Genomic DNA, 15906 nt, shown 5'->3' with positions numbered 1-15906 from the left:
TTCTTGCCTTGAAATGACCTTGGTGTAGCAAGGCTTTATTTACCCTGATTGCCTAAGATTCTCGTGTGTGGCTTTTCCGCATGACGAGGCTTTGTATGGCGTATGCTTCAAACTCCCGGCGGGCATTGGCCTTCCTTTTGATTTCCAGCAGTTTGATGAGCTGCACGGCGGATGGTCTTGTGCCGCCCGCGCCGATCGATCGCGGTGCACGTGTCAGCGCCATCAAGCATTCGCGTGTGCCGGTTCAACCGGAATATTCTGCCCAGGGCTATGGCGCGCAGCCGCAGCCGGTTTCGCAATCGGATTACGCCTACCAATCCATGGAGCCGCCGCAGCAAGTGGCAGCCGCTTCGCCGGAGCCGCGCCAGATGGGAGCGCCACCGCGCAGCCTTGGCACCTTGACCTATAATGCAAATGGCGTGAACGCGGACGATGCTCTTGGCGTTAACCAGCCGCCAACAGCACCCGCAGAGCCGCATGTGGTGGGCCTGGCGGAAGAGCAGAACAATGACATTGCCGAAGGCGCCTCCAGCCAGCCAATGGTGGATGGCATTGGCACGAACGCGCCTTACGCGGTGAAAAAGCGAAATGCAGTGGCCCCGCAACAGATTTCTGCACCGCCGATTGCGGAAGAATACTCACCGCCACCAGAGCCGGTGCAGAAGCGGGCTGGCCGCCCGGTCCGGCAGGAGATGGCAGAGAGCGCGCCCCGCTGGAATGACCGCAGCCCCGTTGTGGCACCAAGCCGTATGCAGGAAGCAAGCCCGCAGGAAGTGGCGATGCTGATGCCGCGCAACCCGACGGCAGCACCGCAATCTTCCCGCACCGATATTTCACCCATGCCTGCATCCGAAGCGAGCTGCCGTGCGCAACTGAAGCGGCTTGGCGTTCAGTTTCGCGACAAGCCGCGCATTTCTGATGGGCCAAGCTGTGGGATAGACTATCCGGTGGAACTGGTCGGGCTTTCTGGCAATATCCAGGTGAGCCCCGCCGTAACGCTGAACTGCCAGACGACGCTTGCCTTTGCGCATTGGGTGAAGAACGAGCTGGCACCGGCGGCCCGCATTCGCTACCTCACCGGCGTGGGGCGTATCGAGCCTATGGGTGGCTATTCCTGCCGCCGCATGAACAATAGCCGCCAGCGCTACAACCCCATGTCTGAACACGCGCATGGCAATGCAATTGATGTCGGTCGGTTCGTTCTGAAGAATGGTCACGAAATCGACGTGCGCAAAAAGGGCCTGTTTTCCTTCCGGGAAGGGGCTCTGTTGAAATCGGTGCGTAGCGATAGCTGCAAATACTTCAACACGGTGCTGGGTCCGGGCAGCAACAAGGAACATTGGAACCACTTCCACTTCGACCTGAGAAGCCGGGCTTCAGGCAACCGTTACTGCGATTGATGGCAAGCGTCTTTCCCTTGGCGGCTCTGTGCTGTAAAGGGCCGTTTTAGACTGAACACGGTCTGGGGAGCGAGCGTGCTGATCATCAAGACGCGGGACGAATTGCGGCAAGCCATTGCGGCTCTGCGCGGGGCGGGACGTTCTATCGGCTTTGTGCCGACCATGGGCTATCTTCACATCGGCCATCTGACGCTGGTGCGCCGTGCGCGGGAAGAGAATTCTGCGGTCGTGGCATCCATCTTCGTCAACCCGCTGCAGTTTGGCCGCAACGAGGATCTGGAAAAATATCCGCGGGATCTGGCACGCGACAGTGCCATGCTGGAGGCGGAGGGCGTGGATATTCTCTTCGCGCCCGAGGTGGGTGAGATGTACCCCCGCCCCATGGCAACGGTGGTAGATGTGCCTTCCATCGGCAGCCAGCTGGAAGGAAAGGTGCGGCCCGGCCACTTTGCCGGTGTGGCGACAGTGGTGACGAAGCTGTTCAACCTCGTGCAGCCAGATGCCGCCTATTTCGGCGAGAAGGATTACCAGCAGGTGCAGGTCATCCGCCGCATGGTGGAGGATCTGGCGCAGCCGGTGCGCGTGGTGCCGGTGCCGACCGTGCGCGAAGCGGATGGTCTGGCTTGCTCATCGCGGAATGTTTATCTCTCTTCCGACGAACGCCAGGCGGCGGTGATCGTGCCGCGCACGCTCGACGAGGCCGAGCGATTGCTTCGCGCTGGTGTGAGTGACCCGTCGGAGCTGGAAGAAAAGCTGACGGCTTTTGTGCGGACAGAGCCGCTGGCGGTGCCGGAAGTGGTGGCAGTTCGCCACCCGGAAACGCTGGAGCGGCTGGCGACGGTGCCGGATCAGCCGGTTCTCATTGCGCTGTTTATTCGCATCGGCACGACGCGGCTTCTCGATAATCGGGTCATTTCAATTTCTCAGACGGGAGAAACGCCATGAGCGCCTCTGCCAAGATGAAACGCAAGACGACGACCGCAATCCGCGCCATGAAGGGCGGCGAGAAAGTGGTTTGCCTGACTGCCTATACGACGCCGATAGCGAAAATGCTGGATGCCCACTGCGATTTGCTGCTGGTGGGGGATTCGCTTGGCATGGTGCTCTACGGCATGGAGACCACCGTTTCCGTGACGATGGAGATGATGATTGCCCATGGCAAGGCGGTGATGCGTGGGGCGGAGGCCGCTTGCGTGATCGTGGACATGCCTTTCGGCAGCTATCAAGAATCCAAAGAGCAGGCCTTCCGCAACGCCGTTCGCATCATGCAGGAAACGGGCTGCGACGGTGTGAAGCTTGAGGGCGGGGCGGAAATGGCGGAAACAATCGCTTTTCTTACCAGCCGGGGCGTTCCGGTGTTCGGCCATGTGGGCTTGATGCCGCAGATGGTGAACACAGCGGGAGGCTTCCGCGCGCTTGGTCATACCGATGCGGAAGCGGAAAAGATTGCCCGCGACGCTCAAGCCGTGGCAGAAGCCGGTGCATTCGCTATCGTGATTGAGGGAACTGTCGAGCCTGTGGCGCGGGCGATCACTGCATCCATCCCGGTGCCGACGATTGGCATTGGCGCGTCAGCCGCATGTGATGGGCAGGTGCTGGTCTGCGATGACATGCTGGGCCTGTTCGATGCCTTCAAGCCGCGTTTCGTCAAGCGCTACGCCGATCTTGCGCCGCAGGTGCGGCAGGCGGCGGAAGACTATGCGCGTGAGGTGAGGGCGGGGCAGTTTCCAGCAGAAGAGCATACGTTTGCGGCGAGACCAGATGTTGTTCCCAAATGAATATCGCAACAGTATGCAGAAATTAGGTTGATTTGCTTATCGCTTTGGAATTTTTATGACTGCAAACAAATTTATTTTTTCTCTCGCAAAAGATGTTTCGATAGAGAATGTACCCACCGGATATGGAATGTTTGGTTTCTGGACATGGGCTTATAGCAATATTCACGTACCATTACTTCGTGGCGTTTTGATCGAGTATTTAATTATACAAATTTTGATAGACAATGCTCTAACAATTGTTGGATCTAGGATACGCTCTCTCACAGCTGATTGTCCCAAAGATGGAGACCTCCAAGAGAGTCTTTCACCATTTTACTCTTATCAGCCTCACGGTGATTTCTTTGATATCCAGCTCCATTGGGGCGTAACAATCGAAATCAAAAGTACGCTGGATACAGTGCGTGGATCTATTAAAAAGAAACAATGGTGGGGTCCTCTAAACGGTGCTGACACGAAAGGCCTGAAGGTTTTCCCTGCCCAATACTATATTCTGGCGGAATTGCGGGAGGTACAAGATCAAAATACGATAGATACTAACATTCCAGGAGTAAGATTCTACATTTGTAAAGGGCGCGATCTTGAAAGGGAAACGATGAGGGCTAAAAAGCCGACGTCATCCGTTTCGTTTAAGAAGGTCAAGGAGATTTCAGTCCAGTGCGATTTTTGGGCTCTTCCAAACTTCTTGCGTGAATTTCAAGACTGGGACGTTGCGCTGTTGAAGCAGAAATTAGATCAGGATTGGATTATAACGCCAATAAGCCCGGATGAAAGACAGAGATTAAAAGGTCGCAATATAATACCTGTTGCAGAGGATGTGGGAGGCAGCATCTACACACGTTGGATGGATTTCACGGATCGCAGTGGTCCTACTTTCGTCAAGGACATCGAGCCACCTCCTTGGAAAGATGGGGTTGAGGTGGATTGGCGAGACTGGGAAGCAGCCGGATTTCGCTATGAAAGGCTTGCTCCGGCGCCAAAAGCGAAGCCGAAACCTCGCCGCAAAGGTTGACGCTGTGTTCTGAGATACACCCCTGCAAAACTCTCGGTCGTGCCTATATTAGGTGGTAATTCCCGCCTGTAGAAAGTGCCGAGCCGCGATGTCCGCGATTGTATCCATTCAAAATCTTACCAAGACCTATGATAATGGCTTTGAGGCGCTGAAGGGCGTCAGCCTTGATATTCAACAAGGGGAAATCCTTGCGCTGCTGGGGCCAAACGGTGCTGGCAAAACGACGATGATCTCCATCATCTGCGGCCTTTCCATGCCGAGTGGCGGGAAGGTGATGGTGGGCGGGCATGATGTGGTTCGCGATTTTCGTGAAACGCGCAAGCTGATCGGGCTTGTGCCGCAGGAATTGACCACCGACCAGTTCGAGACCGTGTGGAACACCGTGAACTTTTCGCGGGGTCTGCATGGCGGCAAATCAAATCCGAAGCTGATTGAGCAGATCCTCAAGGATCTTTCGCTGTGGGAGAAGCGCGACAACAAGCTGCGCGAACTTTCTGGCGGCATGAAGCGACGCGTGCTGATTGCCAAAGCGCTGGCGCATGAACCCCGCGTACTGTTTCTCGACGAACCGACGGCGGGCGTCGATGTCGAGCTGCGCCGGGGCATGTGGTCTGCCATCAACCGGCTGCGGGAAACGGGTGTGACGGTGATCTTGACGACCCATTACATCGAAGAGGCCGAGGAAATGGCCGATCGGATCGGCGTCATCAGCAAGGGTGAAATTCTGCTGGTGGAAGACAAGCGCACCCTTCTCAACAAGCTTGGCCGCAAGCAATTGCGCCTGGAGTTGAAGGAGCCGGTGACGACACTTCCGCCGGGACTTTCCGAATTGCACGTGACTTTGGCAGAAGAGGGCCGTGCGCTTATCCATGAATATGGCAATGGCGCTGGGGAGAGCCGCATCGGTTCCGTGCTGGCCATTGTTGAGCGGGAAGGTTTGAGCATCAGCGATATCTCCACCCATCAAAGCTCGCTGGAAGACATTTTCGTATCGCTGGTGGGAGACCGCGCATGAATCGGGAAGCGATCAAAGCTATCTACCTGTTTGAAATGGCGCGCATGAAGCGCACGCTTCTGCAAAGCGTCATCTCTCCGGTGATCACAACTTCGCTCTACTTCATCGTGTTCGGGACAGCCATCGGCTCGCAGATCCGGGAAGTGAACGGTGTTTCCTATGGAGCCTTCATCACGCCTGGCCTGATCATGCTGACCCTGCTTGGCCAGTGCATCAGCAACGGTTCTATCGGCATCTATTTCCCGAAGTTCACCGGCACGATTTATGAAATCCTGTCCGCCCCTGTTTCCATGGCGGAAATTGTGATCGGCTATGTTGGGGCTGCCGCGACCAAGGGCGTCATCATTGGCCTGATCATTCTGGCCACGGCGTCATTCTTCGTAGACCTTAGCATACAGCACCCCTTCATGATGCTGCTGTTCATGGTGCTAACGGCTGTTACGTTCTCGATGTTCGGCTTCATCATTGGTGTGTGGGCAGACAATTTCGAGCAGCTGAACCTTGTGCCGATGCTAGTCGTCCCACCGCTGACCTTCCTTGGCGGCAGCTTCTATTCCATCGATATGCTGCCGCCATTTTGGCAGACGGTCAGTCACTTCAATCCGGTGCTCTATCTGGTGTCCGGTTTCCGCTGGAGCTTCTACGGCATTTCCGATGTGAACCCGGTCATCAGCCTCGTGATGATCGGCGTGTTCCTCACGGTCTGTCTTGCCCTGCTGTTCTGGATCTTCCGAACCGGCTACCGGCTGCGGAAATAAACATCCTCAATCCGGCAAACAACGGGTCAGTCGCGTAGCCGCAACTGATCCGTTTGCATTTGCAGTGAGCCGAGGGTGGACAGGAAGCTCATGCCGAGCAGGCTTTCTTCCAGCCGCCCATCCTCAGCCACGAGCGCACGCAAGCTGCTGCGCTCGATTGGGCCAATGGCGACCGATGCGAGACGGATCGGTGCGGCCATCGCCTGGCCATTGGCCGTTTGTACGGGAATGGAAAAGGAGAGGCCATCCATATCCAGACCCAGCGCTTTCGCATCACGCCACGACAGCACAATGGAACTTGCGCCGGTATCCACCAGCATGGGGATGGTTTTGCCATCCACGGTTACCTGCGCTTGAAAATGGCCGTTGCGAGCGCGGTAAAGGATGACTTCCTTGCCGCCTTCGCTGGTGGTCATGACCATGGGGCTGCCTGGTATCAAACCAGCCGTCATGCGTGCCCCAAAGCTTTGCAGGTCATAGCGGTAGAGGTAGCCCGCCACCAGGACCAGCGCGACCACAAGCCAGATGGCGATGTTGCGTAGAACCTCGGAAGCGCGACCCCGCCGACCCGCCAGAATGCCAGCCGACAAAAGAACCGCGATAGCCGATAGCTGAACCAGATGTGCAAAATCATCATTGGCAAAGCCGAAGGTCTGGCCAGATGAATTGTTGAAGATCAACAAGGCGAGGCCCGCACCCAGAATACCAAGGATCACGATCAGCATCAGGCGGTTTCCTCGGCGGTGAAAGGGGAAGACACGGATGCCATGCTGGCAAGCCGTGCTGGCAGTTCTGCCATCACATCCGCTCTTTGCGAATCAGAAAGGCTCGTCCAGGCGCCAATCTCGTCACCGGTGCGGCCGCAGCCGATGCACAGGCCAGTATCGCTATCAAGGGAGCAGACAAGAATGCAGGGTGTTTTCATCATGCCAATATCGGTCGTTCAAAACGTCACAACAAGAGCGAAGAGCAATGTCATTTCTGTGATCTGCTGTGTTGCACCGATGGTGTCGCCCGTGTGACCACCAATCTTGCGCAGCACATAACGTGTGAAAGCGTAAGCGGCTGCAAAGCCGAGTGCGAGGCTGAAAAGCAGGGATAAGGCCGATATTCCCGCGAAAGCCAAGGGAACGGTCAGCAATGCGCCAATGATGAGGGCGGGACGGGTTGCCTCTGCATCCGGTTGTCCCATTGCAACAGCAGTACCGCCCGTTCTGGCCGGTGGCAGTTTCGCCCAATGCCAGACCATAAGACCGCGTGAAAATGCTGCGGCAGCGGCAAGAGCTATGGCTGCCAGCCCATTGCTTCCCAGCCCGCAAAGGGCCACCAGCGCCGAAGCCCGGACGCCGAAACTTGCAATAAGGCCGATAACGCCGAAGCTTCCAATGCGGCTGTCTTTCATAATGATGAGCGCATGTTCGCGATCCCGCCCGCCGAGCAGACCGTCCACACTATCGGCCAGCCCATCCTCATGCAGCCCGCCTGTCATCAGCGAAAGCAGAACGAGAGCGATCAAGCAGGCCATGAGCCGCGCTTCTGGCCAATTGGCGAGCAGCATGAGAAGGAGCGATGGAAGAAGCGAAATCAACCAACCTGCGAGCGGGAATGCACGACATGCGCGGGAAACTGAACCGTCATGTCCCACGAAAAAACGCGCAGGAATGGGTAGCCTTGAGAGAAAAGCGATGGAGCGTGCCAGATCATTGATGAAGTCGCGGGCGTTTTGCAGTTGTTCCTCCGGGCGTGGCTGATTATGGAAGGCACAGCAAATCAGATTCCATCGTCCGCTCAAAGGGCGATATGCGACGAGATGAAGGAAGAGTGTTCCGATGAGCATGAGCGGCTTGCCATTCGACGATTTTCGCACGCTGCTGCGTGACCTGCCAGGCCCCGATGCGCGGGCGCTGGTTGCAGCACGCGAACGCGACGCACAACTGACAAAGCCGAAGGGCTCCTTGGGGCGGCTGGAAGAAATCGCTTTCTGGCTGGCGGCCTGGACGGGCCGTGCGCCGGCAGTGAACCGTCCGCTGGTGGCAATTTTCGCTGGCAATCATGGCGTTGCCAAGCACGGCATTACGCCTTACCCGCCATCGGTAACGCAGCAGATGGTGGAGAATTTCGCAGCCGGTGGCGCCGCCATCAACCAGATCTGCGCAGCGAACGATCTGGGCTTGAAAATTTTCGATTTGGCGTTGGATTACCCGACAGGCGACATTACCTGCGAAGCAGCACTTTCCGAGCGTGACTGCGCCGCAACCATGGCCTTTGGCATGGAAGCGATTGCCGGTGGCACCGATCTGCTCTGCATTGGCGAGATGGGCATTGGAAACACCACGATTGCCGCTGCCATCAATCTTGCGCTCTACGGCGGCGAGGCGGAAGACTGGGTAGGGCCGGGCACAGGCTCGGAAGGCGAAGTTCTTCAGCGAAAGATCGCCGCGGTGAAGCAGGCGGTTGCCTTCCACAAGGATCATCTGTCCGATCCGCTGGAGATCTTGCGCCGTCTGGGCGGTCGCGAAGTGGCTGCCATGGCGGGCGCCATCCTGGCCTGCCGCGTGGAGAAGATCCCGGTTTTGATCGATGGCTATGTCGCAACGGCTGCAGCCGCTATTTTGAAGGCTGCAAACCCGACCGCTCTGGACCACTGCCTGATCGGCCACGTCTCCGGCGAACCGGGGCATATGAAAGCTATCGAGAAGCTCGGCAAGACGCCGCTTCTGGCGCTGGGTATGCGGCTGGGCGAGGGAACTGGCGCGGCGTTGGCGGCCAGCATTGTAAAATCTGCTGCCGCCTGCCATTCCGGCATGGCAACCTTTGCGCAAGCGGGCGTGAGCACTGCGAGCACGCCAACCGCGCATTGAAGGCATCAACGGGTTTGGATGGGCCGTTCGAAGGGGGCGGCCCATCTGACAAAAAGCCTTCCGGGATCTTCTAACTGCCGATGTCCGTGAAGCCGGAGCGGCCTAGCCGCGTAAAGATTTCAACCAGGATTCCCACCATGGGCCGCGCTCCTTTTTCCTGATTGAATATGTCTGCTGCAAGCCGCAACGTGCCGACTGAAACCATCGCAACGATATGCAATTCCATTGAGCGATGCGGCTCTGGACAGCGCTGGCGGAGTGCTGCGAAAATTTCGCTTTCCAGTTCGATGTAAAAAGCCTGTTTTCGTGCCAGCACACTCGGGCTTGTATGCATAAGGCCATCCAACTCGATCATCTCGTGCGCTGGAATGGTGTTGCAGACACTCAAAACAGCATCCCGCACGGCGTTCATGGGCGCAGAATGATCGGGTGCCTTTCTCACTGCTTCCGTCAGCATCTCTCCCATGCCGCTAAGCAGCGACAGCAGAATCTCATCCTTGGACTTGAAATAGTGAAAGAAGGTTCTGCGCGAAATGCCAGCAGCGACCGCAATCTCATCAAGGGTTGTTTGATCAATACCTTGTTTAAGGAAAAGCCCTACACCTGTTTCGGTAATGCGCTTTTTGGTCTCGCGCTTCTTCTGCTCGCGCAAGCCAACAATCGCCTTGGCCTCATGCTGGAAACTGCTCAACGTCGCCCTCTTGTGATTTGCACTCAATGCAATAAATATTTTACACCAAGTGCAAAAATTAGCAACGGGATGTAAGATGACGAAGTGGACCGTAGGCGACATTCCCCACCTCCATGGTCGAACCGCTGTTGTTACTGGCACCGGAGGACTGGGGCTGGAAACCGCGCTTGAACTTGCCAGAGCCGGATGTGAGGTCACTATTGCCGGTCGCAACCCAGGAAAAGGCGTGGAGGCTGTTGCCCACATCAAGGATGCAGTTCCCGGTGCTGCTATTCGGTTCGGCAAGCTTGATCTTACCAATCTGTCTTCAGTTGCCACGTTCGCGCAGCAGATGGAGAACGAGATTGGGAGCCTGGACATTCTGATCAACAATGCAGGTGTCATGCTGACCCCCAAGCGGCAGGTAACGAGCGACGGCTTTGAGCTGCAATTGGGGACCAATTATCTTGGTCACTTCGCATTGACGGCTCGTCTCAAGCCGCTTCTCTCAAAGGGTAAGGACGCGCGGGTCGTGTCGCTATCGAGCCTGGCGGCCAATGGCGCCGCATTCATTTCGATGATATCAACCTGCAGAAGAACTATCGGCCACTGGCTGGTTACAGCCAATCGAAGCTTGCATGCCTGATGTTCGCGCTCGAATTGGAAAGCCGCAGTATTGCGAGTCGCTGGGGCTTCTCAGGCATGGCAGCCCACCCGGGTGTCGCGCGGACTGATCTGGTGCATAACACGCTTGGCCGGCGAAGCTGGGAAGGGCTTGCAAGAACATTGTTCTCGTTCCTGCTGCAGCCCGCATGGCAGGGGGCGCTGCCCTCTCTCTATGCCGCGACGTCTCCCCAGGCGGCGGGTGGAGGCTATTATGGCCCTGACAAATTGCGTGAAATGCGGGGGTATCCGCGTCCTGCGCGTATTCCTGCGCAAGCACTCGACCCTGCCGCCAGAAAGAAACTGTGGGAGATGTCCGAAAGCATGACCGGGATGGCGTTCTGAGAGGGTTTTGGCCCCAAAACGTCAGGCGAAGCTCTTGCGGCGCGGCTCTACCGCCTGAGCGCCGCTCACAGCGGGAACGCTTTGCAGTACGCGGGTGGCGGGCAGGATGGCTATCACCTCCGTGCCTTCGCGAAGTTTGGATCGCAAAATGAACTGTCCATCATGCTTGGCCAGAATGGCCTGGACGATGGGAAGGCCGAGCCCGGTGCCTTGTTCCGCACTCTTGATGGCGATAGAGCCCTGGCCGAAGGCGGATAGAACGACGGGAATTTCTTCTTCCGCGATGCCGGGACCATTATCCTTGATCGCGACGTACTGACCGCCGCCAGCCGTCCAGCCCACTTTGACGGTGACTTCGCCGCCTTGGCTGGTGAACTTCACCGCATTGGAGAGCAGGTTAAGAAGAACCTGCCGCATGGATTTTTCATCCGCCCAGACCTGCGGCATGTTTGGCTCGAACTGCTGATGGATGGTGATGTTCTTGGCGCGGGCGCGCAACTGCACCATGCCGATGCAATCTTCAGCGACTTCGAGAAGCGAGAGGGACTCTTCTGTCAGCTCGTAGCGTCCTGCCTCAATGCGTGAGAGATCAAGGATTTCATTGATGAGGTTGAGGAGGTGCTGGCCGGAGCGGTGGATATCGGCCGCATATTCCTTGTAGGTCGGGTTGGCCATGGGGCCGAGGACTTCCGAACTCATGACTTCCGAAAAGCCCAGAATGGCGTTCAGCGGCGTGCGCAACTCATGTGACATGGAGGCGAGGAAACGGGATTTCGCCAGATTGGCATCTTCGGCGCGGCGGCGTGCCTCGTCCGAGACGGATTTGGCCACTTCCAGTTCCGCAATCAAATCGTCCTTTTCCGACTGGTAGGACATCAGTGTGAGGTTCGACCGGTAAAGCCTGTCGGAAATGTAATGGAAAAGCAGCACCGCAGTGGCGCACATGCAGGTGAGGGCAATATCCATTGCGCGCTCGCCCGTTACTGACACTACGCTAAGTGCGATTAACGGTGGGATGAACGCTACAATGACTGCAAGCCGCAGCGAGACATTGCTTATGGCGGTGATGGAGATGGCCAGAAGCAGTGTGCCGCCCTTGAAGAAGTAGTAGCCATTTTCCGCGCCGCAGGCATCGCATTCGCTTGCAGCAAACACAGCCCAGCAAACACCCATCAGCATTTGGCCGAGCAGGAAAAGACGTTGCCAGCGAGGCGTGTTTGCCGAGGTCAGGTCCACCCGTGAAACACGTTTTGCAAGCAGCAGGTTGATCGAGTGAACAGCGAGTGTGAGAAGTGCCCATGGTAGCATGGAGGCATCGCCAACCACGTAAGTGCCGACGGCAGCGACAATGACAACGAAGGCCGGAATGATGAGGGCGGCCTGCAGCAGATTGTTCACATGCAAAGCCAGCGCATCGCGTGCAAAAACATGGCTTCCATTGGCGCTGGATTGCAGACGCTCCCGCGTGGCGCGCACGGCTTTGGACACCGCCTTGTTGCGGTGGCTCCGTGATTTATCCACGATGTTCTTATCGGTGGAGGTGCTGACGCCGCTACTCATGACTACACTTAAATCGGAATCCCAGTTGCCCCACCGTAAGGGCGAAATCTTAAGAAGATCCTGACAGAAAGAATTTGTTTGCCATCTTTCACAAGCTTCCGTTGATATTTAAGACGACAATAAGATGGCAGCCATTCTCAAGCTGTGCCGTGCCGCGCGTGGCAGAGGCCTGTTTTTGGGTACAGCGGTAATCCACGGTGATGGTAAGGCCGTAAGTGTCACACAGAGCTACCGTTGCTGTTGGGCAGATGCGGGATGAAACAAAATAAGTTTTGTTGTTGAGGTGGTTTTGAGTTCGCACGTGCAGGAAAAGCTATCGCTGTTACGCCAAGCGGTGGCTGCATGCAGGCTTTGCCGTGATGTGCCAGCGCGGGGGCTGGAATACCGCCTGCCGCATGAGCCGCGGCCCGTTGCGGTACTTTCCTCGACAGCAAAAATTCTCATTGCCGGGCAGGCTCCTGGATTGCGGGTGCATGAGAGCGGCATTCCGTTTAACGATGCTTCCGGAGATCGCCTGAGAGAATGGCTGGCAGTAAGCCGCGAGGAGTTCTACGACCCCGACAGCTTCGCCATCCTGCCCATGGGGTTCTGCTTTCCCGGCTATAATGAGAACGGGCACGACCTGCCGCCACGCAAGGAATGTGCGCCGCTATGGCGACGGGCCGCACTGGATGCGATGCCGCAGATCGAAATGGTCATTGCCGTAGGCGGGTACGCACAAGACTGGCACATGGGCGAAACAGCCAAGCGCACCATGACGGATACGGTGCGGAATTGGCGGTCAAGCTTCATGGTGAACACTCTGCCGCGTGTGCTGCCTCTGCCGCATCCAAGCTGGCGCAATAGCGGGTGGTTGAAGAAGAACCCTTGGTTCTTGGAGGAGGTCATTCCCATTTTGCGACAGAGTGTGGATAGCCTGATCCGCTGAAACGATTTTCGGTTACATGCTCGATTTTTCCCGGTATGAAGAAAATTAATCTCAGAGGGAGCCGAAATGGATCGTCTTGACCGCAAAATCCTGCGTATTCTTCAGGAAGACTCGACACTTGCAGTCGCCGATCTGGCGAAAAAGGTGGGCCTCTCCACCACGCCTTGCTGGCGTCGTATCCAGAAGATGGAAGAGGACGGTGTGATCCGCCGCCGCGTGGCGCTGCTCGATCCCGCCAAGGTCAATACGAAGGTGACGGTGTTCGTTTCCATTCGCACCAACAGCCATTCCATCGAATGGCTTAAGCGTTTTTCCGAAGTCATCGCCGAGTTTCCGGAGGTGGTGGAATTTTACCGCATGAGCGGTGACGTGGATTATCTGTTGCGGGTCGTCGTGCCGGATATCGCCGCCTATGACGCTTTCTATAAGCGTATGATCGCCAAGATCGAAATTCGCGACGTCTCTTCTGCCTTTGCCATGGAGCAGATCAAATACACGACCGAGCTGCCGCTGGATTACATGATGCTGGATAACCAGCGATCCGGCGAAGATTGATCTTCAAGCATTATGACAAAGAGAAGGGGCTGGCGATGGTGCGCCAGCCCCTTTTTTGTTTCGGGTTTAAAGCACGTTGCGGCTTATCAGCCTGATGCAACGTGCTTAACTTCTTGTTTGTCGGTATCGCAAAACCGCTGCACAATTTTACGCGACATGCCTGAGGGTCAAAACTCTTCCCAGCTTTCCGTCGTTGCAACGGCCGCCGAGCCACCGCCGACGGCGCGTGCCAGCGTGTTCACCAGCTTACGGGCCGGGGAGACTGAGGCAGAGGTGCGGCTTGAAGCATTGCTGGCAACGGCGACCGCGGTCGCGTGACCAGCGGTTCTTCCACCCAGCTGGAAGCGATTGACGAGCTGGCGCAGCTTATCGGCTTCGCTGGCAAGGCCAGCGCTGGCGGCGGTGGCTTCTTCAACCATGGCAGCGTTCTGCTGGGTGGTCTGGTCCATCTGGTTGACGGCGGAATTGACCTCCGACAGGCCGACAGACTGCTCGCGGGCCGATGTAGCAATCGCATCCAGTTGTGCGTTGATGGATACCACGTGCTCTTCAATGACCTTCAAAGCTTCGCCGGTTGCAGTGACGAGCTGCACGCCGTTATCGACCTCATCGGCAGAGGCGCGGATGAGATCCTTGATTTCTTTTGCCGCTTGCGCCGAGCGCTGGGCGAGTTCACGCACTTCCTGAGCGACAACGGCAAAGCCTTTGCCTGCTTCACCAGCACGTGCCGCTTCAACACCAGCGTTCAGTGCCAGCAAGTTGGTCTGGAACGCGATTTCATCGATGACGCCAATAATGTTGGAGATCTGGCTGGAGGACTGCTCGATGCGCTGCATGGCGTTAACGGCATTAGCCACAACTTCGCCCGACTGCTGGGCCGACTTGTTGGCCTGGATGGCGACACCGCGGGCTTCTTCCGTGCGCTTGGAAGAGTTGGTGACGTTGACGGTAATCTGGTCGAGTGCAGCTGCGGTCTCTTCCAGTGCAGCGGCCTGCTGCTCTGTACGCTTGGACAGATCGTTGGCGCTGGAAGACAGCTCGCGTGAGCCACCATCAATGGCGCCGGTTGCTTCGGCCACGGAAGCCAGGGTTTCACGCAACTGGGCGACGGTGGTGTTGAAATCGTTGCGCAGGCCTTCGAAATCGCCAGCAAAGGGGCGGTTGAGTTCGAAGGTGAGGTTGCCCTGAGCCAGATTGCGCAAACCTTCTGCGAGACCGGCAGTTGCCTGCTCCATTTCCACGGCACGTTGGCGTTCGACCTCTGCTATGCGCAGGCGCTCAGCCTCGGACATGTTACGCGTTTCTGCGGCCTGGACTTCCAGTTCGCGTGCCTTCAGGCCGTTTTCCTTGAATACCTGCACGGCCTTCGCCATGGTGCCTACCTCATCTCGACGCTCCGCGCCTTCAACAATGGCTGTCAAATCGCCATTGGCGAGAACTCCCATGGTAGAGGCTAGACGGCTGATGGGGTTGGTTACGGACGAACGGATAACGACGACGCCGAGAAGTATGACGATCGACATTCCCACCACGATACCCGCGAGAGAATAGAAAACGATAGAGTTTGTTGTTGCGGTAAGTTCGTTGCTTTCAACTTCAGTTGATTTGATGATCTGCGCTGTGTTCTCAGTCATCACTTTGGCCAGCTTCACAAGTTCGGGCTGGCAACCAGAAAGGTATTTGTTTTGAATTTTTTGGTTTTCGGCGGCGTCGGTTGTGGCCAATGCTGCCTCAATCACCTCCTTGCAGGCGAGATTAGCAATGCGCAATCCCTCTGTCTTTATCTCTAAAAGGTTCTTCTGGTCAGGCAAGGAGCTAATGGCAGTGTCCATCTGGGAGGTGAACAAGGAAACTGCGCCTTCAAACTCAGATTTCGCACGATCCAATACGGTTTGATCGGTCGCCATCAGTAATTCGCCTATGGCGGCACGAATTGACTGAAAGTTGCGGTTGGCGCGCGCGGTTGCGATTGCAGCGGTCACTTCTTCGTCGAGGAGGCCACTATATGCAACATCAATGGAGCGCATTTTATGCGAAGTATATACAGCGACGGAAAGGCAAAATGCCGTGCATATGCCCATAATGATCATGAACTTGACGAGTATAGGCAGATTTCGCACTTCGAGCTCCCTGGAAATTAAAAGCATAAAAATGACAGATATTCATTTTATCGGTCTTTTCACTAGCATTGAGTCATAATGATCGATTTGAAAATTATAAGTTAATTCAAAATGCAATTAATTGCCGTAAGTATATGATAATAATCGAATGAAATAACGTGCCCCGAGTCAGGCTAGCCAGCCCTGTCCATACTCATGGACCAGACTCTTAAAAGCAGGTTGCGGCTATCAGCCTCATGCGGCG

General features: G+C 56.4%; 17 protein-coding genes. 11 read left to right on the top strand and 6 right to left on the bottom strand.

All coding sequences use genetic code 11. The features are described 5' to 3' along the window. The first annotated feature begins 95 nt into the window (after positions 1–95). The 6 genes from AC0JZ1_RS09755 to AC0JZ1_RS09730 all read left to right on the top strand — a co-directional run bounded on the left by AC0JZ1_RS09755 (position 96) and on the right by AC0JZ1_RS09730 (position 5960). Positions 96–1400 (top strand): extensin-like domain-containing protein, encoded by a 1305-nt coding sequence (locus tag AC0JZ1_RS09755; protein WP_471882186.1) that lies wholly within the window; start codon positions 96–98, stop codon positions 1398–1400. Between the two features lie 75 nt (positions 1401–1475). Beyond that, positions 1476–2345, top strand: coding sequence for a pantoate--beta-alanine ligase (gene panC, locus AC0JZ1_RS09750; RefSeq protein WP_471882185.1), 870 nt, complete (start codon positions 1476–1478; stop codon positions 2343–2345). Beyond that, the gene (panB, locus tag AC0JZ1_RS09745; protein WP_471882184.1) at positions 2342–3178 is read left to right on the top strand and encodes a 3-methyl-2-oxobutanoate hydroxymethyltransferase; all 837 of its coding nucleotides are present in this window, start codon (positions 2342–2344) and stop codon (positions 3176–3178) included. The genes panC and panB overlap by 4 nt, the downstream gene beginning before the upstream one ends. 55 nt (positions 3179–3233) lie before the next feature. After that, positions 3234–4187 (top strand): hypothetical protein, encoded by a 954-nt coding sequence (locus AC0JZ1_RS09740; RefSeq protein ID WP_471882183.1) that lies wholly within the window; start codon positions 3234–3236, stop codon positions 4185–4187. Positions 4188–4275: 88 nt separating this feature from the next. After that, complete coding sequence (locus AC0JZ1_RS09735) at positions 4276–5202, top strand: ABC transporter ATP-binding protein (RefSeq protein WP_471882182.1); 927 nt, start codon at positions 4276–4278, stop codon at positions 5200–5202. After that, positions 5199–5960, top strand: a complete 762-nt coding sequence (locus tag AC0JZ1_RS09730) for an ABC transporter permease (RefSeq protein WP_471882181.1) — start codon at positions 5199–5201, stop codon at positions 5958–5960. Before AC0JZ1_RS09735 ends, AC0JZ1_RS09730 begins: the two co-directional genes overlap by 4 nt. A 26-nt stretch (positions 5961–5986) precedes the next feature. Here the strand turns inward: AC0JZ1_RS09730 and AC0JZ1_RS09725 are convergent, their stop codons facing one another. From AC0JZ1_RS09725 to cobS, 3 genes are read right to left on the bottom strand one after another with little or no spacing between them, the layout of a single operon-like run. After that, entirely contained in the window at positions 5987–6685 is a 699-nt protein-coding gene (locus tag AC0JZ1_RS09725; protein ID WP_471882180.1) for a TIGR02281 family clan AA aspartic protease, read from the bottom strand. Next, positions 6685–6888 carry a DUF1289 domain-containing protein gene (locus AC0JZ1_RS09720; protein ID WP_471882179.1) on the bottom strand — a complete coding sequence of 68 codons (204 nt, stop codon included), beginning with the start codon at positions 6886–6888 and terminating at the stop codon, positions 6685–6687. Before AC0JZ1_RS09720 ends, AC0JZ1_RS09725 begins: the two co-directional genes overlap by 1 nt. Before the next feature lie 15 nt (positions 6889–6903). Beyond that, positions 6904–7797 (bottom strand): adenosylcobinamide-GDP ribazoletransferase, encoded by an 894-nt coding sequence (gene cobS / locus AC0JZ1_RS09715; RefSeq protein ID WP_471882178.1) that lies wholly within the window; start codon positions 7795–7797, stop codon positions 6904–6906. Between cobS and cobT the strand changes: the two genes are divergently transcribed. Continuing rightward, complete coding sequence (cobT, locus tag AC0JZ1_RS09710) at positions 7790–8821, top strand: nicotinate-nucleotide--dimethylbenzimidazole phosphoribosyltransferase (RefSeq protein WP_471882177.1); 1032 nt, start codon at positions 7790–7792, stop codon at positions 8819–8821. The two genes, cobS and cobT, sit on opposite strands and share 8 nt — an antisense overlap. A 70-nt stretch (positions 8822–8891) precedes the next feature. Here cobT and AC0JZ1_RS09705 read toward each other — a convergent pair whose 3' ends face one another. Continuing rightward, a complete protein-coding gene (locus AC0JZ1_RS09705; protein ID WP_471882176.1) occupies positions 8892–9512 on the bottom strand; it encodes a TetR/AcrR family transcriptional regulator in 621 nt (206 codons plus the stop codon). A gap of 76 nt (positions 9513–9588) precedes the next feature. Here AC0JZ1_RS09705 and AC0JZ1_RS09700 point away from each other — a divergent pair, with 76 nt between their 5' ends. Continuing rightward, positions 9589–10137, top strand: a complete 549-nt coding sequence (locus AC0JZ1_RS09700; RefSeq protein WP_471882175.1) for an SDR family NAD(P)-dependent oxidoreductase — start codon at positions 9589–9591, stop codon at positions 10135–10137. A gap of 56 nt (positions 10138–10193) precedes the next feature. Then, on the top strand, positions 10194–10499 hold the full coding sequence (locus AC0JZ1_RS09695; protein WP_471882174.1) for a hypothetical protein: 306 nt from the start codon (positions 10194–10196) through the stop codon (positions 10497–10499). 21 nt (positions 10500–10520) lie between these two features. On the opposite strand, the gene AC0JZ1_RS09690 is transcribed toward AC0JZ1_RS09695, so the two are convergent. Next, entirely contained in the window at positions 10521–12059 is a 1539-nt protein-coding gene (locus AC0JZ1_RS09690; protein ID WP_471882173.1) for a sensor histidine kinase, read from the bottom strand. A gap of 289 nt (positions 12060–12348) precedes the next feature. Between AC0JZ1_RS09690 and AC0JZ1_RS09685 the strand changes: the two genes are divergently transcribed. Both AC0JZ1_RS09685 and AC0JZ1_RS09680 read left to right on the top strand, forming a co-directional pair. Beyond that, positions 12349–12987: a uracil-DNA glycosylase family protein gene (locus tag AC0JZ1_RS09685; RefSeq protein WP_471882172.1), complete on the top strand. Its 639-nt coding sequence runs from the start codon at positions 12349–12351 to the stop codon at positions 12985–12987. Positions 12988–13053: 66 nt separating this feature from the next. Continuing rightward, positions 13054–13542 (top strand): Lrp/AsnC family transcriptional regulator, encoded by a 489-nt coding sequence (locus AC0JZ1_RS09680; RefSeq protein ID WP_471882171.1) that lies wholly within the window; start codon positions 13054–13056, stop codon positions 13540–13542. Between the two features lie 167 nt (positions 13543–13709). Here the strand turns inward: AC0JZ1_RS09680 and AC0JZ1_RS09675 are convergent, their stop codons facing one another. Next, positions 13710–15449, bottom strand: a complete 1740-nt coding sequence (locus tag AC0JZ1_RS09675) for a methyl-accepting chemotaxis protein (RefSeq protein WP_471882170.1) — start codon at positions 15447–15449, stop codon at positions 13710–13712. Positions 15450–15906 lie beyond the last annotated feature (457 nt).

The organism is Affinirhizobium capsici (assembly GCF_977018625.1).
The sequence above is the reverse complement of the archived record's forward strand: the minus strand, read 5'-3'. Positions and strand labels throughout refer to the sequence as shown.